The sequence below is a fragment of the Actinomycetospora sp. C-140 genome (assembly GCF_054796175.1).
The window spans coordinates 72,969-95,330 of record NZ_JBTWNF010000019.1 but is presented as its reverse complement, the minus strand read 5'-3'; the positions used below and the strand labels follow the sequence as shown (position 1 = coordinate 95,330).

Below are 22,362 nucleotides of genomic sequence, written 5' to 3'. Positions count from 1 at the left end.
ATGACCGTGACGACCCCCGCGCCCGCCGGCTCGGACGTCGAGCTCGACATCCTGCGCTACGGCCTCATCGAGGTCGCCCGCGAGATGCTCGACTCGCTGATGCGCAGCGCGTTCTCCCCGATCTGCCGCGACATCCTCGACTGCACCGTCGTCATCCACATGCGCACCGACGAGGGCTGGGAGGTGGCCGCCCTCTGGGAGGGCTGCATGCAGCACGCCTTCGTCGCGCCGCACATCGCGAACTTCCTCATGGACGACTGGGACATCGACACGATGCAGCCCGGCGACGTCGTCTTCACCAACGACCCCTGGCGCGGCTCGCTGCACCAGGCCGACGTCAACCTGTTCCGGCCGGTGTTCGTGAACGGCCGCGTCGAGTTCCTGCTGCAGTCCACCTCGCACCTGGTCGACCTCGGCGGCCCGATCCCCGGGGGCTTCTCCAACGGCGCGACGTCCCACTTCGAGGAGCAGCTCAAGCTCCCGCCGACGCTGCTCTACGCGAACGACGTGGCGGTCCGCCCGACGTTCAACTTCCTGCTGGAGAACAACCGCGTCCCGCACCTGGTGCTCGGCGACTTGCGCGCGCTGCACGGCTGTCTGGTCGTCGGCGAGCGCCAGCTCCAGGACCTCGTCGCGCGCGGCGGTCTCGAGCAGGTCCGGGCCGCCGGCCGGTACGCCATCGACGCCACCGAGGCGAGCATGCGCCGCGGGATCGCCGCCATCCCCGACGGGGACTACACCGCGGAGGATCTCCTCGACGAGGACGGCGTCACCGACGAGCTCATCCCGGTCCGCGCCACGGTGAAGGTCCGCGGCGACTCGATGGAGATCGACTTCTCGGGGTCGGCCCGCCAGCCCCTGGGCAACAGCAGCACCGCCTGGTGCGAGGCGGGGCGCTGCATCGAGGCGGTCAAGCTGATGGTCGACCCCTCGACGCCGGTCAACAGCGGCACCCTGAAGCCGATCGACGTGCTATTGCCCGCGGGCAGCGTGGTGCAGACGCTGCCACCCTCGAGCTGCTCGAGCCACGCCGACATCGGCCCGCGCGTGATCAACGTGGTGACCCAGGCGCTCGGCCAGGCCACCGAGGAGTCCTTCGCCTGCGACACCGGCACGGCGGTCTACATCGGCTTCAGCGGCATCGACACCCGGCCCGGGCACGAGGGCACACCTTGGGGTGCCTACGGGCTCGCCGGCGGCGGTTGGGGCGGCACCTGGAAGGAGGACGGCGTCTCCTTCTGCGTCACCCCGATCGGCAACTGCCGGACCTCGGTGCAGGAGCACGTCGAGATCGAGAGCCCGCTGGTCGTGGCTCAGCACGAGATGCTGATCGACACCGCCGGGGCCGGACGCTTCCGGGGCGGGCTCGGCTCCGTCTACACGATCGTCGCCGAGTCCGACACGCTGGTCACCGTCGTCGCGGACCGGCTGCGCCGCGGGGCGGCCGGGGCGAACGGCGGCGGACCCGGCGCCCCCGCCGTCGGCTGGTACATCGCGGGGTTCGACCTCGCCGCGCACGGCGACCCGATGAACCTGCGCGGCGCCGAGCCGCTGTTCGGCGTGTTCGACGAGCAGGGCCGCCCCGACCCGGTGCACGGCGAGTTCGGCCGCGGCGCTCGCTACACGACGGGCAAGTTCTCCAACCTCGTCATCAAGGCAGGCGACGCCATCCGCCTGATCATCGGCGGGGGCGGCGGGTGGGGCGACCCGCTGACCCGCGACCCCGAGCGGGTGCGCCAGGACGTCCGCAACCGGCTGGTCAGCGTCGAGGGCGCCCGGCTGACCTACGGCGTGGTGCTGGCCGACGGCGGGACCGACGGGGTGGTCGACGCGGCTGCCACCGAGGCCCGCCGCGCCGAGCTGGCCGCCGCTCGCGACGCCGGGACCTGGGAGGTCCCGATCGCGGCACCCCTGGAATGGACCGTCTGACACCCGGCCGACCCGAGCAGGAGCACACCATGGCCACCGACCGCCTCATGTTCCCCCGTCCCCAGACCGCGCGCATCTCGGTCGAGCGCACCCCCGTCGAGGCCGAGTGCCCGTCGTGCGGCAGCCGCGACGTCGCGCGCTACCCCGTGTCGAACCACCTCGGCCCCCGCATGGTCGTCAAGTGCCAGGCCTGCTTCACCCGCCTGTCGGTGACCCGCGGCGAGCCCGAGGACATGTGGCCGGCCTGGCGCTCGCCGACGCGCGACTGGCCCGCGTCCCGGGTCGGCTGAGCCGTGGTGACGACCATGTCCGACCTCGTGCCGCTGGGGCGGATGTACGCGAGCACCTTCGCCGAGTTCGCCGACCGACCCGCCGTGCGCGACGACCGCGGCGAGCTCACCTACGCCGAGGTGGGCGTGCAGGCCCGGCGCCTCGCCTCCTCGCTGCGCGGGCTCGGCCTGGCCCGCGGTGACCGCGTCGTGATCGTCGCGCCGAACAGCACCGAGTGGGCCGTGGTCGACCGGGCTGTCGCGATCGGGGGCTTCGCGCGGGTCGCGCTGCTCCCGCGCCTGCACACCGCCGAGCTGACCCAGATCGCGGCGGACGCGGACCCGTCCGTGCTGTTCGCCGACGCCGGCTGGCTCGGCGCCCACGGGCGGGCCTGGCTGCCGGCGGAGGTCGGGACGGTCGTCGCGATCGGACCGGGGGCGGCGCCCGAGGGCGCCGTCGGGCTCGCGGAGCTGGTGGCGGCGGGCCGCGACGAGGAGGCGCCGCTGCCCGACGGCACCGATCTCGCCGCGATCCTCTACACCTCGGGATCGACGGGTCGGCCCAAGGGCGTCGAGGTCACCCACGACAACGCCGGGGCCCGCATGCGCGGCATCGCACACGAGCTCCCGGCCCTCCGCGTCCTGGGCGAGCGGGCCGTCGCGCTACACACCGCGCCGATCAGCCACTTCAGCGGCGGCATCAACGAGGCCGTCACCGCCGCGGGCGGGCTCAACGTCTTCGAGCCTGCGTTCGACGCGGCCCGCGTCGTCGACCGGGCCTCGTCGGGGGAGATCACCGTGCTGCCCCTGGTGCCGACGATGATCTCGATGGTCATCGAGGAGCTCGAGCGGCGATCGGCGCCCACCGGGCGGGTCGGGGCGGTGACCGTCGTCCCGTACGCCGGCTCGGCCATCCAGCCCGACCGAGCCGAGAAGGCCCACCGCTGGTTCGGCGACACCATGCACCAGCTCTACGGGGCGAGCGAGGCCCAGATGCCGATCTCGGCTCTGGCGCCGCAGGACCACGTCACCGACACCAACGACCGCGGGCTGCCCCGGCTTGCGTCGGCGGGCCGCCCGGGCGCCCACGCCGAGGTCGCGATCGTGGACGCCGACCACCGGCCGCTGCCGTCGGGGGAGACCGGCGAGATCGCCACGCGTGGCGCGCACGTCGGGCCGGGCTACTGGCGCAACGACGCGGCCACGGCCGAGGCGTTCCGCGACGGGTGGTGCTACACCGGCGACGTCGGCTACGTCGACGAGCACGGCTTCCTGTTCCTCCTCGACCGCCGCAAAGACATGATCATCACCGGCGGGTTCAACGTGTACCCCCGCGAGATCGAGAACGTGGTGTCGGCCATCCCGGGGGTCCGCGAGGTCGCGGTGCTCGGCGCTCCGGACGAGCGGTGGGGGGAGTCCGTCACCGCGTTCGTCGCGCTCGACCCCGACCGCGGCCCGACCTCGGACGCCGTGATCGACCACTGCCGGGAGCACCTTGGCGGCTACAAGGTCCCCAAGCGGGTGATCCCCGTGGACGAGCTCCCGAAGGGCGGCACCGGGAAGGTCGACAAGGTGTCGCTGCGCGAGCGGCTCTGGGCCGGGCAGGAGCGTCGGGTGTGACCGCCGGCCCCCTGACCGGCGTGCGGGTGGTTGAGATGGCCGGCATCGGCCCGGCCCCGTTCGCCGCCATGTCGCTTGCCGACATGGGCGCCGACGTCATCCGTGTCGACCGTCCCGTCGCCGCCGAGATGCGGACCGCGCCGCCCGAGCAGGACGTGCTCAACCGCGGCAAGCGCTCGATCGTGCTCGACCTCAAGCACCCGACGGGCCACGCGGCGCTGCTGACCCTGATCGAGGACGCCGACGTCCTGATCGAGGGCTTCCGCCCCGGCGTCATGGAGCGCCTCGGACTCGGGCCGGAGGTGCTGCTCGCGCGCCGTCCCGGCCTGGTCGTCGGACGGATGACCGGGTGGGGCCAGAGCGGACCCCTGGCCGACACCGCCGGCCACGAGGTCAACTACCTGGCGGTGGCCGGCGTGCTCGGGTCCCTCGGGACCGCGGGCGGGCCGCCCCAGGTCCCGCTGCCGCTGATCGGGGACTACGGCGCGGGCGGCGCCTACCTGGTGATCGGCGTGCTCGGCGCGCTGTTCGCGGTGTCGCGCACGGGGCAGGGGCAGGTGGTCGACGCAGCCATGGTCGACGGCACGACCCACCTGCTGGCGGCGACCTACTCGATGCTGGGCGCCGGGGCCTGGAACGACGCCCGGGGCACCAACGACCTCGACGGCGCCGCCCCCTTCTACGCCGTCTACGAGACCGCCGACGGCGGGTGGGTGTCGGTCGGGGCCCTGGAGAACACGTTCTTCGCGACCCTGTTGCGGGAGCTGGGGATCGACGGGTTCGACCCCGCCGACCAGCACGACCGCGCCCGGTGGCCGCACCTGCGTGCGCTGCTGACCGCGGCGTTCGGCACCCGCACGCGCGACGAGTGGGCCGCGCACTTCGCGTCCTCCGACGCGTGCGTGACGCCGGTGCTCGGCCTGCGCGAGGCCGCGCGACACCCGCACCTGGCGGCGCGCCGCAGCGTCCTGACCGACGGCCGGCGCATCCAGCCCGGCACCGCGCCGCGGTTCGGCGCGTCCCCGCCGACCCCGCCCGGACCCTCGCCGCGACCCGGCGAGCACACCGTCGCCGTGCTGGCGGAGGCCGGGCTCCCGGCCGCCGAGCTGATCGAGAGCGGCGCGGCCCGCTCCGGCTGACCCGACCATCACGAAAGGCCGACTCGTGCCCTCGCTGCCCTCGCTCGACGACCTGCCCGGAGCCTCGTCCGTCCTGGGGCTGCTACGTCGGGTCGGGGCCACCGCCGTCAACGCCACGGACGTTCTCGCGCACGGTGGCTTCGTCACCGACGAGCAGTACTCGCCCTACGAAGTGGTGAGCACCCACCGGGTCCACAAGCTGCGCCGCTACTTCCCCGACGACGTGCCCCCGGATGCGCCAGTGATGCTGCTGGTGCACGCCTTGATGATCTCCGGCGACGTCTGGGACATCTCGCCGGACACGAGCGCCGTCGCGGCCCTGCACGGGATGGGCATCGACGTCTGGACCATCGATTTCGGGTGGCCCGAGCGCGAACCCGGCGGGTTGGAGCGCACCCTCACCGACCACGCCCTCGCCCTGAGCGACGCCGTCGACGAGGTCAGCGCCGCCACCGGGCGCGACGTCGTGCTGGGCGGGCAGTCCCAGGGCGGCATGTTCTGCTACCAGGTCGCCGCCTACCGGCGCGGCGCGAACATCGACTCCCTGATCACCTTCGGGTCGCCGGTCGACACCCGCGCGCCGATGGGCGTCCCGATGTCGCCCGAGAACGCGGCGGTGCTCGCCAGGGCGTACCTCGCCTCGGGTCTCGCCCGGCGAATCTCGATCCCGGGCTGGGCGATGCGGGCCGCGACCCAGATGCTCACCCCGATCGGCGTCGCCCAGGGCAAGGCGCAGTGGTACGCGAACCTGCACGACCGGGAGCGCCTGCTGCCCCGGGAGCGCCTGCGGATGTACCTCGACGGGCAGGGCTGGACCGCGTACGCCGGGCCGGCCTTCGCCGAACTGCTCGAGCAGTTCATGGTCCACAACCGGATGCTCGAGGGCGGCTTCGTCTTCCGCGACCGGCTGGTGTCGCTGGCCGACATCGACGTCCTGATCCTCACCGTGGTCGGCAGCGCCGACCTCCTCGCGACGCCCCCGGCGGTCCGCGCGATCCGGAGGGCGGCACCTCGGGCCGAGGTCTACGAGCTCAACGTCCCGATCGGGCACTTCGGCATCATCGGCGGCGCGCGGGCCCGCAAGCTCACGTGGCCGACAGTGGGCGGGTGGATCCACTGGCGGGACGGGCAGGGCGAGCTCCCCGCCGCGCTGGTGCCCGCGGACCGCGTGGAGGAGTGGGACGCCGACGCCCTGAGCGGGATGCGGCGATGGTTCGGGACCGCCGCCGATCTCTCGGTGGGCACCGCGGTCAGCGCGATCTCCGGAGCCGTCGGGGCCGTGCGCGGCGCGGAGGATCTCGTCCGGGCGGGGGTCGACCAGCTCGCGCGGCTCGGCGAGCTGGGCGACGTCGGGTCGGGGACGCGGATCTCGCTGGGGCTCCTGCTCGACGAGGCGGCGCGACGGGATCCGGGCGCGATCGTCTACGCCTTCGGCGACCGGGTGATCCGCCACGGCGACTTCAAGCGCCGCGTCGACAGCATCGTGGCCGTGATGCTGGGGCTCGGGATGCGCCCGGGGGAGCGGATCGGCGTGCGGATGGCGTCGCGCCCGTCGCTGCTCAGCGCGCTGGCCGCGATCAGCCGCCTCGGAGCGACCGCCGTGCTGCTGCGGCCCGACGGCGAGCTGGCCCGGGAGCTCGCGCTCGGCCGGGTCACCCGCCTGGTGACCGATCCGGAGAACGTGCCCGTGACCGCGGTCACGGACCTGCCGTGCTCGGTGCTCGGAGCGGGGTCGAACCGCGACGACCTTCCGGGACACGTGATCGACATGGAGGCGATCGACCCGGACCGGGTGCGCGTGCCGGCGTGGTACCGCCCCAACCCGCGGAACGCCGAGGACCTCGCGTTCGTGCTGTTCACCGGCTCCGGCGCGGGGACCCGCGAGATGCTGATCACGAACCGTCGCTGGGCGCTGTCGGCCCGCGGCGCCGCCGAGGCCGCGGGCCTCACCGCGACCGACACCGTCTACTCGGTCGCGCCGCTCCACCACTCGTCGGCGATCCTGCATGCGATGGCCGGCGCGATCGCCTCCGGCGCCCGGCTGGCCCTCGCGAGCGATCCCGACCCGGACACCTTCTGGAACGAGGTCCGCCGGTACGGCGCCACCCACGTCTCCTACACCTGGACGTCGTTGCGGGCGATCACCGACCGGCCGCCGCACGCGAACGAGCCCGACCACCCGATCCGGGTCTTCATGGGCTCCGGTCTGCCCCGCGGGCTGTGGCGCCGCGTGGCTGAGCGGTTCGCGCCCGCGCGGGTCGTCGAGGTGTACGCCTCGGCGGAGGGCGAGGCGATCCTCGCCAACCCGAGCGGGGAGAAGGTGGGCTCCGTGGGGCGGCCGCTGCCAGGCACCCCCGAGGTGCGGGTGGTCGACTACGCGCTCGCCTCCGGACCCCATGGGTCGAGCTCCGCAGGCTCCGTCTCCCGGGGAATCGTGACCGACGCCGACGGCTACGCCCGGCCGAGCGCGCCCGGCGAGGTGGGCCTGCTGGTCGTCCGCGGTCGGGGGTCTGCCCGCCAGGACGTGGTCCCGCTGCGCAACCTGGTCGAGCCCGGGGACAGCTGGCTGGCGACCGGCGACCTGTTCACCCGCGACGAGGACGGCGACCTGTGGTTCGTCGACCACGTGCGCAGCCTGATCACCACCGCCGACGGCCCCGTGCTGCCGTCGGTGGTCAGCGGCACGCTGGAGACCGTCCCCGGGGTCGCCCTGGCCACGGCCTACGGGGTGGGGGACGACGGGAACGACGGGAACGAGGTCCTCGTCGGCGCCGTGCGCCCGCTACCCGGCGCCCGGATCGCCGGTGACGCGCTCGCCCGCGCCGTCCACGGCCTGCCCCGGGCGCAGCGGCCCGCGTATGTCCAGTCCGTCCGCATCCCCACCACCACGTGGGCGCGCCCCGACGTGGCGTCGCTGCGCCGCGGCGGGGTCCCGGCCCCGCGCCGGAACGTGACGGTCTGGTGCCTGGCGACCGACGGGGAGACCTACGCGGAGCTGCCCCGCGCGTGACGCGCGCTCGTAGATTATATATGATGCGTGGATGCGACGTGCTGCGATCGTGTCCCCCGTCCGCACCCCGGTGGGGGCCTTCGGCGGGGCGCTGCGGGCCGTGTCGGTGGAGGACCTCGCGGCCGCGGTGGTGACCGCCGTGATCGAGCGGACCGGGGTCGACCCCGAGCGGATCGAGGACGTGGTGTTCGCGCAGTCCTACGCGAACTCCGAGACACCGTGCGTCGGGCGGTGGGCGGCGCTGCACGCCGGCTTGCCGATCTCGGTGCCGGGCCTGCAGACCGACCGCCGGTGCGGCGGCGGGCTCCAGGCCCTGGTCACGGGCTCGATGATGGTGCAGACCGGTGCCGCCGACGTGGTGCTCGTCGGCGGTGTGGAGAGCATGTCGAACATCGAGTACTACTCCACGACGGCCCGGTGGGGCTCGCGCGCCGGCACCGTGTCGCTCTACGACCGCCTCGACCGCGGTCGGGAGCGCTCGCAGCCCGAGCACCGCTTCGGTGCGATCAGCGGCATGATCGAGACCGCCGAGAACCTCGCCGAGCGCTACGGCATCACCCGCGAGCAGGCCGACGAGTTCGCCGCCGCGAGCCAGCAGAAGGCGGCCGCGGCGTGGGAGCGCGGGGCGTTCGCCGACGAGGTCGTGCCGGTGAGCGTGCCGCAGCGGCGTGGCGAGCCGGTGGTCGTCGACCGCGACGAGGGGGTCCGGCCCGACTCCACGCCGGAGACGCTCGGGAAGCTGCGCACGATCACCCCGGGCGGCACGGTCACCGCGGGCAATGCCGCCCAGCAGAACGACGCCGCGGCGGCCTGCCTGGTGGTGGCCGAGGACGCGCTCGGCGACATGGAGCCGCTCGGGTTCCTGGAGGGCTGGGCGGCGGCCGGCTGCGACCCGGCGGTCATGGGGATCGGACCGGTGCCCGCGGTCGAGAAGCTGTTCGCGCGGACCGACGCGACCTTCGAGGACCTCGACCTCGTCGAGATCAACGAGGCATTCGCGGTGCAGGTCCTCTCGGTGCTCGCCGCCTGGGGGTGGCACGACCCGGACCGGCTCAACGTCAACGGCTCGGGCATCTCGCTGGGACACCCCATCGGAGCGACCGGCATGCGGATCCTGACCACGATGCTGCACGAGCTGCGCCGGCGCGGCGGGCGGCGCGCACTGGAGACCATGTGCATCGGTGGCGGCCAGGGCATGGCCGCCCTGTTCTCGGCGGCGTGAGGGAGGCCTGACGTGGGACCCCTGGACGGACTGAAGGTCGTCGAGCTCGCGGCGGTCGGGCCCGGCCCGCACGCGGGCATGTACCTGGCCGACCTCGGCGCCGACATCGTGCGCATCGACCGGCCCGGCGGCGAGCAGATCGGCCGCCCCGACGCCTCCGACCCGATGCTGCGCGGGCGCCGCCGCGTCGACGCGGACCTCAAGACCGACGAGGGCCGGGCCACGCTGCGCGCCCTCGTCGAGCACGCCGACGTGGTGCTCGAGGGCTACCGTCCCGGGGTCGTCGAACGCCTCGGCGTCGGGCCGGACGAGCTCCTCGCGGTCAACCCGCGGTTGGTCTACGCCCGCGCGACCGGCTGGGGACGCGAGGGCCCGCTGGCCGACCGCGGCGGCCACGACCTCAACTACCTCTCGCTGACCGGGGCGCTGCACGCCCTCGGCGCCGCCGACGCGTGCCCGCCCCCGCCGCTGAACATGGTCGGCGACTACGGCGGCGGATCGATGCTGCTGCTCACCGGCGTCCTGGCCGGGCTGTGGCACGCGGCCCGCACCGGGCGCGGACAGGTCGTCGACGCCGCGATGATCGACGGTGTCGTCGGGCTCTCCCAGAAGGTGTGGTCGCTGCTCGCGCAGGACCGCTGGGTCGACGCCCGGGAGTCCAACGTCATCGACGGGCACGCCCCGTACTACCGGACCTACCGTTGCGCCGACGGCGGGTTCATGGCGGTGGCCGCCATCGAGCGGAAGTTCTACGCCCAACTCCTCGACGGGCTCGGACTCGACTCCGCCGACGTCCCCGACCGCGACGACCGCCACGCCTGGGGGCGGCTCGCCGCGCGCTTCGAGGACGTGTTCGCCACGCGGACCAGGCCGGAGTGGGAGGCCGTGTTCGCGGACCTCGACGCCTGCACGACGCCGGTGCTGTCCTGGAGCGAGGCGCCGCACCACCCGCAGATCGCGGCACGGGGCAGCATCGTCCACGCGCACGGCGCCCACCAGGCCGGGCCCGCCCCGCGCTTCTCGGCGACGCCGCCCGCCCTCCCCGCGCCGATGGCCGACCCGATCCCGCTCGACCACGTGCTCGCCGGCTGGGCGCCGTGACCGTCGCCGAGCACCTCCGTCCGGGCGACACGGTCCTCATCGGCCAGACCGTCGCCGAGCCACCGGTGCTGGTGGACGAGCTCGTCGACGCCGCCCGGACCGTCGAGGGCGTCACGGCGGTGTGCGGGTACGTCACGAGCGACGCGTGGCGACGGGCTACCCCGGGACACCCCCGCGTGGTCGGCTACGCCGCGGCCGGTGCCTTGCGCACGCTCGCCCCCGGCGTGCTCGACTACCTCCCGGTGCACCTGAGCCGCATCGAGGACCACGTCACGTCCGGCCAGTTGGGGGTCGACGTCGTCCTGCTGCAGGTGGGTCCGGCCGACGCCGACGGCTACCACGATCTTGGCGCCACGGTCGACTACGTCGCCGCCGCCGCACAGCGGGCCCGCGTGGTGCTCGCGGAGATCCACGAGGACATGCCGCGCACTCGCTCGCGGTCCCGTCTCCACCGGTCCCGTATCACCGAGGCCGTGCCGTCGCGACGACCCCTGCCGAGCGCCGCCGCCCGTCCGCCGAGCGCGACGGACCGGGCGGTCGCGGCCGCCGTCGTCGACCTCGTGCCCGACCACGCGGTGATCCAGATGGGCATCGGTGGGCTCCCCGACGCCGTCGCCTCCGAGCTGCGTGGCCGGCGGGGCCTGCGCGTGCGCTCGGGCCTGGTGGGGGACTGGCTGCTCGAGCTCGCGCACGCAGGCGCCCTCGCCGAGGGTCCGGGCACGGTGGTTGCCGGCATGGCTCTCGGCTCGCCCGAGCTCTACGCCTTCCTCGACGGCCACGACGGCGTGGAGTTCGCCCCGGGCGCCGACGCGGGCGCCGTCGACAGGTGCTCGCCGTTCGTCTCGGTGAACTCCGCGCTCGAGGTCGACCTCCTCGGCCAGGTCGGGGCGGAGTTCGTCGGTGACCGGCTGGTCGGCGGCGTCGGCGGCCAGGCCGACTTCTTCCGGGCAGCGCACCGCGGCGGCGACGCGAGCGCCGCGGTGGTCGCCCTCCCGTCGGTCACCCCGACCGGCGCGAGCCGCATCGTCGCCCGCGTCTCCAGCGGTGTCGTGACCTCGTCGAAGAGCGACGTCGACGTCGTGGTCACCGAGTGGGGCGCCGCCGACCTCCGGGCGTGCACGGTCTCGGAACGCCTCGAGCGCCTCGTGGCGATCGCGCACCCGGACCACCGCGACGCCCTGCGCGCCGGGGCCCCGCGCTCACTCACTCCGCGGGGGTGAGCGGGCGCAGCAGCGAGGCGACGACGTCGTCGACCTTCTCGAACCCGAGGATGTCGTCGATCATCCGGTCCACCGTCCCGTCGTCGAGCGGCAGCACGGAGAACGGCACACAGGAACGGAACTTGTCGGCGACCTCGTCCTCGCTGAGCGGGTTGTCCGGGTGCCCCTTCACGTACACGTACTCACCGGTGATCGCCCGACCGTCGCACAGCGTGGTGGTCAACCGCGCTCCCCATGCCGGGATCGACGGGTCTTCCTCAGCGGTGACCCGCGTCATGAGCTCGCGGACGTCGGCGCGTCCCCGCGCCTCCGGCGAGTAGGACTGCACGAACACCTTCCCGTCGTGGATCGCTGTGGCGATCGCGTAGGGCAGGCTGAACTGGCACTCCGGGACCGTCCGGGGCTCCCACTTGCGGTCGGTCGGCTCGCACACCGCGCGCCAGCCGGAGGTGGACACGGCGACGTGGATCGATGCGATGTCGGGGGCCGCGAAGCCGTGGGTGTCCATCTGGGCGAGGACGCCGTCGATCGACGAGTGCGAGAAGTAGCAGGCGCTGTGGCGCTTGGTGGTGATCCGGGTCATGGCCCAGTGCTCACCCAGCCTTCGTGTCAGAGCTTCCGGGTCGGTCTCCCACCGTGCCGTGCTCAGGAACCCGTTCGGGCCGGTCAGGACCTCTTGGCGAGGACCCGTGATGCCTCGCTCTGCGAGCTGGCAGGCGGTGATCGCGGTCTGGCAGACCAGCCCGTGGTGCACCCGGACCATGAGGGTCGCGGGCGCGTAGATCGCCATCGTGTGCGGTTGCGTCATCGTCCGCGCGATGCCCTGGGCGTTCTCCAGCTGCTCCTGGGAGAACCCGAGGAGCTTCCCGACCGCGGCGACGGCTCCGAAGACGTAGTGGCCGCCGCAGTCGCCCGCTGGCACCGCCTGGCTGATGACCCGGTAGGCCGACCCTGCGCGCACCAGCACCTCCTGCCCGACCACGAGGGCGGTGAGGAACTCCTCGCCGGTGACGTTCGCCCGCAGCCCGGTCGCCGCGAGCAGGCTCGCCACGACGTACTCGCTGATGTGGCCGGCCTCCTCGTGGAGGTCGCCGCAGTCCATGGCCCGGGGCATCGGACCGATGGCGAGGGCCGCCTCGGCCGCTGGGACCCGGCCGCCGTGGAACGGCAGCAGCGACTCCGGCTTGCCGCCCCGGTCCACGACCAGGTCGACGATCTCGGCGATGCCGTCCATCCCGGAACCGCCGATCGTCACGCCCATCCCGTCGAGCAGGGTGTGCTTGGCGTGCCGGAGGACCTCCGCCGGGAGGTCGTCGAAGCCGGTCTGCACCACCATGCGGCACAGCGTGCTCATCGGGTCCTCGGACCCCTCGATCTGGAACCCGGGCATGCCGGGCCTCCCTCCGCGGTCGTGGTCAGGGCGTGCGGTGTCGCGGGGACGGGAGGCGCAGCAACACCGCCGTCGTCACCGCCGCGACGGCCAGGGGCACGACCGCGGCGAGGTAGAGCGCGTTCGGTGACATGACGGCCAGCGCGTACCCGGCGACCACCGGCGCCACGATGGCGCCGACCCGCCCGACACCCAGCATCACGCCGTAGCCCTTGGCGCGGGCGAGCACGGGGTAGGCGATCGGCACCAGGGCCGTGTAGCCGACCATGGAGGCGAACACGCCGAGGCCGAGCAGGCCGGCGAAGACGTATGACGCGCCGCCGGGCAGGAGGACGGAGAACCCCAGCAGGGACACGATCGACAGGCCGAGCAGCCACGCCGTGACCGTGGTGGCGGCGAAGCGGAGCCCGAGCAGCGCGAAGCACACCGCCCCGGCGAGTGTCCCCACGCTGACGACGATCCCGGCCGTGGCGCCGCTGTCCGCGTCCCGTGTCGCGTCGGTGATGAGCTGCGGGGTCCAGGTCCCCACGAAGTAGTACGCCGCCGAGAGCATCCCGTAGCCGGTGGCGAGCAGCAGCGTGCGCGCGCGCAACAGCGCGCCGAGCAGGTGGGGGACACCGGCTCCGTCGTCGACGTCCTCCGCGTCCGCCGTCCCCTCCCTCTCGCGCGCGGCGGGCTCCGTCCGGGTGCCGTCGCGGTCGGCGAGGAACGCCTCGGACTCCGGAACCGCGGCGGCGGCGACGACCAAACCCAGCACGGCCAGCGCGGCGCCCAGCCAGAACAACGACTGCCACGCGCCCCCCGACAGGCTCAGCGCCCACGCGCCGCCGAAGCCGGCGACTGTGCTCCCGAGCGGGAAGCCGATCATCACGATCCCGGTCGAGGAGTTCTTCCGGGAGTCCGGGGACGCTTCCTGGGCGATCACGACGATGACGACGCTGATCGTGCCGACGGCCAGTCCGGTGACGAAACGCGAGGCCATGAGCAGCTCGAGGTTCGGCGAGAGCGCGGAGAGCGACAGCCCGGCGATGTTGACCGCGAGCCCGCCGAGGACGGTGGCCCGGCGACCGATCCGGTCCGCGAGGCGGGCCAGCACGATGGCGCCGACCCCCATGCCGACCAACGCGGAGCTGATGAGCAGGCCCTTCTCGCCGGGACTCGCGAAGCCTGGTGGGAGGTGCGGGACGGCGAAGCCGACGATGAACAGGTCGTAGCCGTCGGTCATGTTCAGGAACATGCAGAGAACGACGACGCCGAGCCCCTGCGCGGTCATGCGGGTGGGGGCGCTGGTCCTCGCCGCCCGCGACGTGGGTGCGTTCACGGACGTGACACCTTCTCGTGTGTGTGGGGGGGGGATCAGGACTCGGCGCCGAGCACGCCGGTGGCGATCAGCTTCTCGACCTGCTCGTCGTCGTAGACCTCGCCCGCGATCTCCCGGGTGTGCTGGCCGATCCGCGGGGTCGGGCGGCCGCGGTCGGGGCGGGTGCCGTCGAACCGCCACGGCGGGCGCAGCAGCGTCGTGTCGTTGCTGCCGGGCTCGAACAGCTCCAGCCACTCGGTCTGTGGGTGCGCGACGTAGGAGGCCATGGTCTGCACCGGGGCGAACGGGACGTCGAAGCGGGTCAGGCGCTCCTCCCACTCGTCCAGCGACCGCCGGGCGAACTCGGCCTCGACGATCGGGACGAGCTCGAAGTAGTTCGCCTCGCGGTGCCGGTACGGGGTGAACCGCGGGTCCTCGATGAGCTCCGGGCGCTCCATGGCCGCGCAGAGGTTGCGCCAGAACTTCTCCGAGGACGACAGGTGGACCGCGATGTTCTCGCCAGACGCCGTGGGCGCGCAGAAGTTCTGGGCCTGCGGGTGCCGGGTCGTGCGGCTGGGATCCGCGCCGGTGTCGACGTACTGGCTCAGGGCGTCGGTCGTCAGGACGCTCACGGCCTCGTACAGCGACGTGTCGACCCGGACGCCCGCGCCGGTGGCGCCGCGACCGACGAGCGCGGCGAGGATGCCGGCCGCGCTGGTCAGCCCGGTGATGACGTCGGCGAAGATCGTGCCGGAGAGCTGTGCCTGACCGGGCTCGCCGAGCAGCGAGTAGATGCCGCCGTAGGCCTGCCCGATGGTGTCGTACGCCGGGCGGTCCCGCAGGGGTCCGCCGTCGCCGAAGCCGTTGACCGACGCGAACACCAGGTCGGGTGTCAGTGCGGTGCACACGTCGGGCCCCAGCCCCAGCGCGGCGAGCTTGCCCGGCCGCATGTTCTCGAACAGGACGTCGGTCGTCGGGAGGAGCTCCTTGACGAGCTCGAGACCCTCGGGGGTCTTGAGGTCGACGGCGAGGCTGCGCTTGCCGGCGTTGACCTGCGCGAAGTAGGGGCTGCGGTCGTTGTCCTTGCGGCGGAAGTCGTCGCCCGCCGTCGACTCCACCTTGATGACGTCGGCGCCGAGCGCGCTGAGCAGCGCGCCGCCCATGGGCATCGAGATGTAGCCGCCGACCTCCAGGACGCGGATGCCGGCCAGCGGCTTCTGCGGGACGCGGCTCACCGGACCACCAGCTGGTCGGCGAGGAGGGAGACCGGGGCGTCGAGGTCGCCGCCGGTGATGGTCGCGAGCAGCTCCTCGCTGCGCTCGGTCCCGAGCCGCCCCACCGTCAGGTCCCGGAACTTCGCGTCGAGGTCCGCCCGAGAGATCGGGTTCTCGGCCGTGCCCGCCGAGTCCTCGACGAACAGGTGGGTGCGCGTGCCGTCGGTAAAGCCCACGTCGATGTCGGCGACCCACTTGCCGGGATAGCCGGCGTCGAGCTCGGGGTCGGGCGTGATCCGGACCCGGCGGGCGAGCTGGGCGACCTCGCTGTCGTCGGTGAGCTTCAGCCGACCCTCGAGGTAGTCGTGGTGGGTCGTGAAGCCGTTGCCGTGACCGGTCGCCGCCAGGGCGAACTGGAAGGGCAGGCTGTACTGCAGGCTCTCGATGGAGTGCGGGGCGTAGGCGTTCGCGTTCCGGTTGCCGACGACGACGTCGCCGCCGGACTGGATGCGCAGCTCGACGCCGTCGATCTCCGCGGCCCGGTCGGTGAGCGTCCGCGCCCCGTCCACGAAGCCGTGGCAGCAGCCGCAGCAGCAGTACGGCTTGATCCAGACCTTCGTGATCTCGAAGGGCCGGTCGGGCGCGAACCGGGCGGCGGCGTCGGCCGCGATCTCCCGGCCCTTGTAGACCGGGAAGAAGCCTTTGGAGCCGGTCAGGTAGGCCCGCGGGCCGGTGATCCCGGCGGCGGCCATCTCGGCCGCGCGGATCCCGTTGCGGGTGCCGATCCCGGCGTGCAACCGCTTCACCGACCCTCCCGACGAGGTGTACTCGGTGGTGCCCGCGCAGTGGCTCATCGCGATGGCGAGGGCGTGCGTGGTCTGCTCGACGTCGTAGCCCCGCATGGCCGCGACGACCGCGGCCGCACCGAAGGGCGACAGCAGGGCGTGCGGGTGGAACCCGCGTTCGAGCAGGTCCGGCGCGGCCAGCACGCCGATGCGGGTGTAGGCCTCGTAGCCGGCGACGACGCCGAGGAGGAGCTCGCGCAGCGAGGCGCCGTCCTCCTCGCCGATCGCCAGCGCGGTCGAGACCACGCAGCTGCCGGGGTGACTCGAGCTGGCGCGGTGCGCGTCGTCGTACTCGAAGCTGTGCCCGAGCGTGGCGTTGACGAACGCCGCGTCGCCCGCGCCCATGACGTCGCCGCTGACGACCACGCGCGAGCTCCCCGGGGTGTGGTTCCCCCGCGCCAGGTCGACCACGGCGCGGCTCCACGGGAGCGCCTCGCACCCGACCTGCAGCCCGAGCTGGTCCTGCATGAGGCGTCGTGCGCCGTCGAGCACTGCGGGGGAGAGCACGTCCGCGTCGAGGGTCGCGACGAGGTGCGCGAGAGCGGCCTCCACGGGTGGGGTCTCGTCGGTCATCGGGGTGTCCCTCGCTCTCATCGTCCCTGGCGTGCCCTACGAAGATAATATATTGTGCATCTCGTTGGAACCCGTTCGACGAAGGAGCGCGAGCCATGCCCGGTCTGTACTTCGAGGAGCTCGAGCCCGGTCTCGTGGTCGACCACCCGACGCGCCGGACGGTCACCGAGATGGACAACGTCCTGTTCTCGAGCCTGACGCTCAACCTCGCGCCGCTCCACCTCGACGAGGAGTACAGCAAGGGGTCGATCTACGGTCAGCGGCTGGTGAACAGCCTGTTCATCCTCGGTCTGGTCTCGGGCATCACCGTTCCCGAGACGACCCAGGGCACCACGTTGGGCAACCTCGGTTTCGGTGAGGTCAAGTTCCCGAAGCCGGTCTTCCACGGCGACACCGTCCACGTGCGGACCGAGATCGTGGACCGGCGCGAGTCCAAGAGCCGGCCCGACTCCGGGATCGTCACCTTCCGCCACTTCGGGATCAACCAGCGCGACGAGATCGTCTGTGACGCGACCCGGATGGGCCTGATGCAGAAGCGCTCGGCGGCCGAGCAGCAGACCGCCGGCGCGCAGGCCTGACCCGTGGTCAGCACCGAGCCCGCGTGGGTTCCCACCGCCGCGCAGCGGGAGCGCAGCCGCCTGCTCGAGGCCGTGGCGCGGTACGGCTACGACGACCTCGACGACCTGCACCGGACGTCGGTCACCGATCCCGAGCGCTACTGGCGCGAGGTCGTCGACGACCTCGACATCGCCTTCTCCGAGCCGTTCGACAGGGTGCTCGACGAGTCCGAGGGCAAGCCCTTCCCGCGCTGGTTCCCCGGCGGCCGGATCAACGTGGCCGGCCTCTGCGCCGGTCGCCACGCCGAGGGTCCCTCGGGCGGCAAGGAGGCGGTCGTCTACGAGGGCGATGCCGGCCAGCGACGCAGCCTGACCTACGCCGAGCTCGACGCCGAGGTCCGGCGGTGCGCGGCGAACCTCGCCGCGCTCGGGGTCGCCCGCGGTGACCGTGTGGTGCTCTATCTGCCCGTCGTGCCCGAGGCCACGGTGGCCTTCCTGGCGATCGCCTACCTCGGGGCGGTGTCGGTGCCCGCGTTCACCGGCTACGGGCCTGAGGCACTCGGGACCCGGCTGCGGGAGTCCGGTGCCGTCGCCCTGGTCACCGCCGACGCCACGACCCGCCGCGGCAAGCGCGTCCCGCTCAAGGAGATCGCCGACGCCGCGGCCGCGTCGGCGCCGGAGCTGCGCCACGTCGTGGTGGTGCGTCATCTCGGCGACGAGGTCGCCATGGAGCCCGGCCGCGACGTCTCCTGGGACGAATTCCCGGCCGACCCCGCGCCGGTCACGATGGCCGACACAGGGTCGAACGACCCGCTCTGCATCGTCTACACCTCGGGCACGACGGGTCTGCCCAAGGGCATCGTCCATTCCCACGCCGGGTTCGCTGTCAAGACGGCGGTCGACTTCGCCTACGGGTTCGACGTCCGCAGCGACGACGTCGTGGCCTGGATCGCCGACCTCGGCTGGCTGGTCGGGCCCATGCTGATCGTGGGACCGCTGCAGCTCGGCGCGACGGTGGTGTTCACCGAAGGGGTGCCCACCCACCCGCGACCGACCCGGATGTGGGAGATCGTCGAGCGCAACGGGGTCACCGTCCAGGGCATCGCTCCGACCGCGGCGCGGGCGATCCTCGCCGCGGACGGCGCGCCCCGCACCGACCTCGCGACCCTGCGGGCGTTCGTCTCCACCGGCGAGGCCTGGGACGAACCGACGTGGCACTGGCTGTTCGGCACGGTCGGCCGCTCGCGCCGTCCGATCATCAACTTCTCCGGCGGCACCGAGGTCGGCGGCGGGATGCTCATCAGCTACCCGTTCCTGCCGATGGACGCGGCGACCTTCACCGCCGCGCTGCCGGGGGTCGATGCCGCGGTGGTCGACACCGACGGCCGGCCCGTGATCGACGAGGTGGGGGAGCTCGTCGTCCGCACCACCTTTCCCGGTATGACCCACGCCTTCTGGGGCGACCGCGAGCGCTACCTCGCCACCTACTGGGATCGCTGGGACGGCATCTGGCAGCACGGCGACCTCGCCAGCGTCGATCACGCGGGCGTGTGGCGGATCCACGGCCGCTCCGACGACACCATCAAGGTCTCGGGACGGCGCGTGGGACCGGCCGAGATCGAAGCCGCCCTGCTGGTCGATCCGCGGATCGCCGAGGCCGCGGCCATCGGGGTGCCCGACGACGCGCGCGGTCAGCGGGTGGTCGCCTTCGTCGTCCTGCGGGGCGACGACGCCGAACAGGCCGACGTGGCCGCCACAGCCGTGACGAACGTCGGTCGCTCGTTCGCCCCCGCGCTGCACGTCGTCCGCGGCCTGCCCAAGACCACCAACGGCAAGATCATGCGCCGCGCCATCCGCGCCCGACACCTGGGCACGCCGCCCGGCGACCTCTCCTCGCTGGACGCCTCGACGTCCCTCGACGACATCCCGACCCTGGAGGAGGCACGATCATGAGCGCCACCGATGAGGGTGACCTCGAGCTCATCCGCAAGACCGTCCGCGAGCTCGCCCGCAAGTACGACTGGGAGTACTGGCGCGAGAAGGACAAGAAGCACGAGTACCCGTGGGAGTTCGTCAAGGCGTTCGCCGACGGCGGGTGGCTCGGCGCGATGATCCCCGAGGAGTACGGCGGGATCGGGCTCGGGCTCACCGAGGCCGGGGTGATGATGCAGGAGATCGCCGGCTCCGGCGCCGGGATGAGCGGCGGCTCGGCGATCCACTTCTACGTCTTCCCGCCCGCGCCGATCGTGCGGCACGGCTCGGAGGAGATGAAGCAGCGCGTGCTGCCGAAGATCGCCTCCGGTGAGCTGCTCATGGCCTTCGGGGTCACCGAGCCGACCGCGGGGGTCGACACCTCGCGGATCACGACGAAGGCCACGAAGATCGACGGCGGCTGGGTGATCAACGGGCAGAAGGTCTGGATCACCAACGCGCAGAACGCCCACAAGATCCTGCTCCTGGCGCGCACCTCTCCGCGCACCGAGGAGAAGCCGTTGCACGGCATGACGCTGTTCTATGCGGACATGGACCGCTCGAAGATCACGATCCGCGAGATCGACAAGCTCGGCCGGGCCGCGATCGACTCGAACGAGCTGTTCATCGACGGGCTGGAGGTCGCCGACGCCGACGTCGTCGGTGAGGTCGACAAGGGCTTCTACTACCTGGTCGACGGGCTCAACCCGGAGCGCACCGTCGTCGGGCTCGAGGGCGTCGGCCTCGGCCGTGCCGCGCTCGACCTGGCGAGCCAGTACGCCAAGGACCGCCGGGTGTTCGACCGGCCCATCGGCCAGAACCAGGCCGTCGCCCATCCGCTCGCCGACTCCTGGATCCGCCTGGAAGCCGCCGAGATGGTCGCGATGAACGCGGCCCGGCTCTTCGACGACAACAAGGCGTGTGGGCCGGAGTCCGCCGCGGCGAAGTTCCTCGGCGCCGAGGCCGGCTTCGAGGCCTGCGACCGCGCCCTGTCGACCTTCGGCGGCTACGCCTACGCGAAGGAGTACCACGTGGAGCGGCTGTGGCGGGAGGTCCGGCTGCTGCGCAACGCCCCGTTCTCCCAGGAGATGGTGCTGAACTACGTGTCGAACCAGGTCCTCAAGCTGCCGCGGGCCTACTGATGGGGCTCCTCGACGGTCAGGTCGCCGTCGTCACGGGTGCCGCGCAGGGCATCGGCCTGGCCATCGCCGCGGCCATCGTCGAGGCCGGCGGCCGCGTGCTCGTGGCCGACCTGGACGCCGGCGCGGCGAAGGAGGCGGCGGACTCGCTCGGCGACGGCGCCGACGCGACCGTCTGCGACGTCACGTCCGAGGCCGACCAGGCAGCGATGGTCGACGTGGCCCTGGAGCGCTTCGGGCGCCTCGACCTGCTCGTGAACAACGCCGGCGTCACCCGGGACGGCTACATCGCCAAGCTCGCCGAGTCCGACTTCGATCTGGTGGTGGACACCAGCCTCAAGGGTGCCTGGCTGGGTACCCGCGCCGTGGCGCCGTTGTTCCGGCGCCAGCAGGGGGGTGCGATCGTGAACATCTCGTCGCTGTCGGGGAAGGTCGGCAACCCCGGCCAGACCAACTACAGCGCGGCCAAGGCCGGGCTGGTCGGTCTGACCAAGGCCGCGGCCAAGGAGCTCGGCCCGTCCGGGGCGCGGGTCAACGCCGTCCAGCCCGGTCTGATCCGCACCGCGATGACCGAGGCGATGAAGCCGGAGATCTTCGCGGCCAAGGAGGCCGAGGTACCGCTCGGTCGCGCCGGGACCCCGGAGGAGGTCGCCGGCACGGTGATCTACCTCGCGTCGCCGATGGCCTCCTACGTCACCGGCGCGGTGATCGAGGTGACCGGGGGGCGCGGCCTGTGACCGGGCCGCTGGCGGGGGTGCGCGTGGTCGCCCTGCACGGCATGGGGCCGACGCCGTTCGCCTGCATGCTGCTTGCCGACCTCGGGGCCGACGTCGTCCGCGTCGTCCGTCCCCCGAACCGGCGCAGCCGCGCGCTCACCCAGACCGACGGGATGGCCCCGGAGCACGACCTCGCCAACCGCGGTGTCACGTCCACGGCCGTCGACCTCAAGTCGCCCGACGGCGTCGAAGGGGTGCGCTGCCTCGTGGACGCCGCGGACGTCTTCGTCGAGGGCTACCGACCGGGTGTCGCGGAGCGCCTGGGGCTGGGGCCCGACGACCTGTGCCCGCGGAGACCCGCGCTGGTGTACGCGCGGCTCACCGGCTACGGCCAGTCCGGACCCTTGGCGCACCAGGCCGGCCACGACATCAACTACCTCGCCCAGTCCGGGGCGCTGCACGCGATGGCCCGGCGGGGCGAGGCGCCGACCCCGCCGATCAACCTGCTCGGCGACTACGCCGGCGGCGGGCTCATGGCGGCCTTCGGCATCGTCTCCGCCGTCCTCGCTGCCCGGGCCGCCGGGCAGGGCCAGGTCCTCGACGCCGCGATGCTCGACGGCGTCGCCGTCCTGACCACGAAGATCCAGGGACTGCGCGCCGCCGGCCTCTACTCCGACGAGCCCGGGACGAACGACCTCGATACAGGGGCACCGTTCTACGACACCTACCGGTGCGCCGACGGTCGGTACGTGGCGGTCGGGGCCCTCGAGCCCGACTTCTACGCCGAGTTCGTCAAGGGCCTCGGCGTGGACACCGACGGGTGGCCCGAGCAGGAGGACCGCCCGGCGTGGCCGCAGCTGCGCGAGCTCATCGCCGACGCCCTGGCGACGCGGACCCGCGACGAGTGGGCGGCGGTGTACGCCGGGACCGACGCGTGCGTGAGCCCCGTGCTGACCTTCGGCGAGGCCGCCGGGCACCCGCACAACGCCGAGCGCGAGGTCTTCCGCGACGTCGACGGCGTGCTGCACCCCATGCCCGCGCCCCGCTTCGACACCACCGGGTGCAGGGCACCGACCGCGCCGTCCCCGGGCACCGTCGACCTGGCCGAGCTCGTGCGGGCCTGGGCTCCGTGCTGACACGCGGAGCG

At 73.1% G+C, this 22,362-nt stretch carries 17 protein-coding genes; 13 read left to right on the top strand and 4 right to left on the bottom strand.

Translation table 11 applies throughout. The annotated features are described in order from the left end of the window. From ACR9E3_RS26355 to ACR9E3_RS26320, 8 genes are read left to right on the top strand one after another with little or no spacing between them, the layout of a single operon-like run. Entirely contained in the window at positions 1-1,929 is a 1,929-nt protein-coding gene (locus ACR9E3_RS26355; RefSeq protein WP_460383712.1) for a hydantoinase B/oxoprolinase family protein, read from the top strand. Positions 1,930-1,958: 29 nt separating this feature from the next. Next, positions 1,959-2,219, top strand: a complete 261-nt coding sequence (locus ACR9E3_RS26350) for a hypothetical protein (protein ID WP_460383711.1) — start codon at positions 1,959-1,961, stop codon at positions 2,217-2,219. A gap of 15 nt (positions 2,220-2,234) precedes the next feature. Further along, complete coding sequence (locus ACR9E3_RS26345) at positions 2,235-3,818, top strand: class I adenylate-forming enzyme family protein (RefSeq protein WP_460383710.1); 1,584 nt, start codon at positions 2,235-2,237, stop codon at positions 3,816-3,818. Continuing rightward, positions 3,815-4,957 carry a CaiB/BaiF CoA transferase family protein gene (locus tag ACR9E3_RS26340; protein WP_460383709.1) on the top strand — a complete coding sequence of 381 codons (1,143 nt, stop codon included), beginning with the start codon at positions 3,815-3,817 and terminating at the stop codon, positions 4,955-4,957. The genes ACR9E3_RS26345 and ACR9E3_RS26340 overlap by 4 nt, the downstream gene beginning before the upstream one ends. Positions 4,958-4,982: 25 nt before the next feature. Further along, positions 4,983-7,967: an AMP-binding protein gene (locus tag ACR9E3_RS26335; RefSeq protein WP_460383708.1), complete on the top strand. Its 2,985-nt coding sequence runs from the start codon at positions 4,983-4,985 to the stop codon at positions 7,965-7,967. Positions 7,968-7,998: 31 nt separating this feature from the next. Continuing rightward, positions 7,999-9,189 carry an acetyl-CoA C-acetyltransferase gene (locus ACR9E3_RS26330; protein ID WP_460383707.1) on the top strand — a complete coding sequence of 397 codons (1,191 nt, stop codon included), beginning with the start codon at positions 7,999-8,001 and terminating at the stop codon, positions 9,187-9,189. Positions 9,190-9,201: 12 nt separating this feature from the next. Continuing rightward, a complete protein-coding gene (locus ACR9E3_RS26325) occupies positions 9,202-10,290 on the top strand; it encodes a CaiB/BaiF CoA transferase family protein (RefSeq protein WP_460383706.1) in 1,089 nt (362 codons plus the stop codon). Then, the gene (locus ACR9E3_RS26320; RefSeq protein WP_460383705.1) at positions 10,287-11,510 is read left to right on the top strand and encodes an acetyl-CoA hydrolase/transferase C-terminal domain-containing protein; all 1,224 of its coding nucleotides are present in this window, start codon (positions 10,287-10,289) and stop codon (positions 11,508-11,510) included. The genes ACR9E3_RS26325 and ACR9E3_RS26320 overlap by 4 nt, the downstream gene beginning before the upstream one ends. On the opposite strand, the gene ACR9E3_RS26315 is transcribed toward ACR9E3_RS26320, so the two are convergent. Genes ACR9E3_RS26315 through ACR9E3_RS26300 form a run of 4 tightly spaced genes read right to left on the bottom strand, consistent with a single transcriptional unit; the run spans position 11,494 to position 16,832 of the window. Further along, positions 11,494-12,900 carry an MmgE/PrpD family protein gene (locus ACR9E3_RS26315; RefSeq protein WP_460383703.1) on the bottom strand — a complete coding sequence of 469 codons (1,407 nt, stop codon included), beginning with the start codon at positions 12,898-12,900 and terminating at the stop codon, positions 11,494-11,496. The two genes, ACR9E3_RS26320 and ACR9E3_RS26315, sit on opposite strands and share 17 nt — an antisense overlap. A 25-nt stretch (positions 12,901-12,925) precedes the next feature. Next, positions 12,926-14,221, bottom strand: a complete 1,296-nt coding sequence (locus tag ACR9E3_RS26310; protein WP_460383702.1) for an MFS transporter — start codon at positions 14,219-14,221, stop codon at positions 12,926-12,928. 35 nt (positions 14,222-14,256) lie between these two features. Further along, positions 14,257-15,435, bottom strand: a complete 1,179-nt coding sequence (locus ACR9E3_RS26305; RefSeq protein WP_460383701.1) for a CaiB/BaiF CoA transferase family protein — start codon at positions 15,433-15,435, stop codon at positions 14,257-14,259. Continuing rightward, positions 15,432-16,832, bottom strand: coding sequence for an MmgE/PrpD family protein (locus ACR9E3_RS26300; protein WP_460383699.1), 1,401 nt, complete (start codon positions 16,830-16,832; stop codon positions 15,432-15,434). The genes ACR9E3_RS26305 and ACR9E3_RS26300 overlap by 4 nt, the downstream gene beginning before the upstream one ends. Positions 16,833-16,927: 95 nt before the next feature. Between ACR9E3_RS26300 and ACR9E3_RS26295 the strand changes: the two genes are divergently transcribed. From ACR9E3_RS26295 to ACR9E3_RS26275, 5 genes are read left to right on the top strand one after another with little or no spacing between them, the layout of a single operon-like run. Next, positions 16,928-17,410 carry a MaoC family dehydratase gene (locus ACR9E3_RS26295; RefSeq protein WP_460383698.1) on the top strand — a complete coding sequence of 161 codons (483 nt, stop codon included), beginning with the start codon at positions 16,928-16,930 and terminating at the stop codon, positions 17,408-17,410. A gap of 3 nt (positions 17,411-17,413) precedes the next feature. Continuing rightward, entirely contained in the window at positions 17,414-19,342 is a 1,929-nt protein-coding gene (locus ACR9E3_RS26290) for an AMP-binding protein (protein WP_460383697.1), read from the top strand. Then, positions 19,339-20,502, top strand: a complete 1,164-nt coding sequence (locus tag ACR9E3_RS26285; RefSeq protein ID WP_460383696.1) for an acyl-CoA dehydrogenase family protein — start codon at positions 19,339-19,341, stop codon at positions 20,500-20,502. The genes ACR9E3_RS26290 and ACR9E3_RS26285 overlap by 4 nt, the downstream gene beginning before the upstream one ends. Then, positions 20,502-21,236 carry a 3-oxoacyl-ACP reductase FabG gene (gene fabG, locus ACR9E3_RS26280; RefSeq protein WP_460383695.1) on the top strand — a complete coding sequence of 245 codons (735 nt, stop codon included), beginning with the start codon at positions 20,502-20,504 and terminating at the stop codon, positions 21,234-21,236. Before ACR9E3_RS26285 ends, fabG begins: the two co-directional genes overlap by 1 nt. Beyond that, complete coding sequence (locus ACR9E3_RS26275; RefSeq protein WP_460383693.1) at positions 21,233-22,351, top strand: CaiB/BaiF CoA transferase family protein; 1,119 nt, start codon at positions 21,233-21,235, stop codon at positions 22,349-22,351. Before fabG ends, ACR9E3_RS26275 begins: the two co-directional genes overlap by 4 nt. Positions 22,352-22,362 lie beyond the last annotated feature (11 nt).

Coding starts and splice junctions, on each gene's coding strand:
- ACR9E3_RS26345 (WP_460383710.1), top strand. CDS start 2,235: ATGTCCGACCTCGTGCCGCTGGGGCGGATGTACGCGAGCACCTTCGCC.
- ACR9E3_RS26295 (WP_460383698.1), top strand. CDS start 16,928: ATGCCCGGTCTGTACTTCGAGGAGCTCGAGCCCGGTCTCGTGGTCGAC.
- fabG (WP_460383695.1), top strand. CDS start 20,502: ATGGGGCTCCTCGACGGTCAGGTCGCCGTCGTCACGGGTGCCGCGCAG.
- ACR9E3_RS26330 (WP_460383707.1), top strand. CDS start 7,999: ATGCGACGTGCTGCGATCGTGTCCCCCGTCCGCACCCCGGTGGGGGCC.
- ACR9E3_RS26350 (WP_460383711.1), top strand. CDS start 1,959: ATGGCCACCGACCGCCTCATGTTCCCCCGTCCCCAGACCGCGCGCATC.
- ACR9E3_RS26300 (WP_460383699.1), bottom strand. CDS start 16,832: ATGACCGACGAGACCCCACCCGTGGAGGCCGCTCTCGCGCACCTCGTC.
- ACR9E3_RS26355 (WP_460383712.1), top strand. CDS start 1: ATGACCGTGACGACCCCCGCGCCCGCCGGCTCGGACGTCGAGCTCGAC.
- ACR9E3_RS26285 (WP_460383696.1), top strand. CDS start 19,339: ATGAGCGCCACCGATGAGGGTGACCTCGAGCTCATCCGCAAGACCGTC.
- ACR9E3_RS26315 (WP_460383703.1), bottom strand. CDS start 12,900: ATGCCCGGGTTCCAGATCGAGGGGTCCGAGGACCCGATGAGCACGCTG.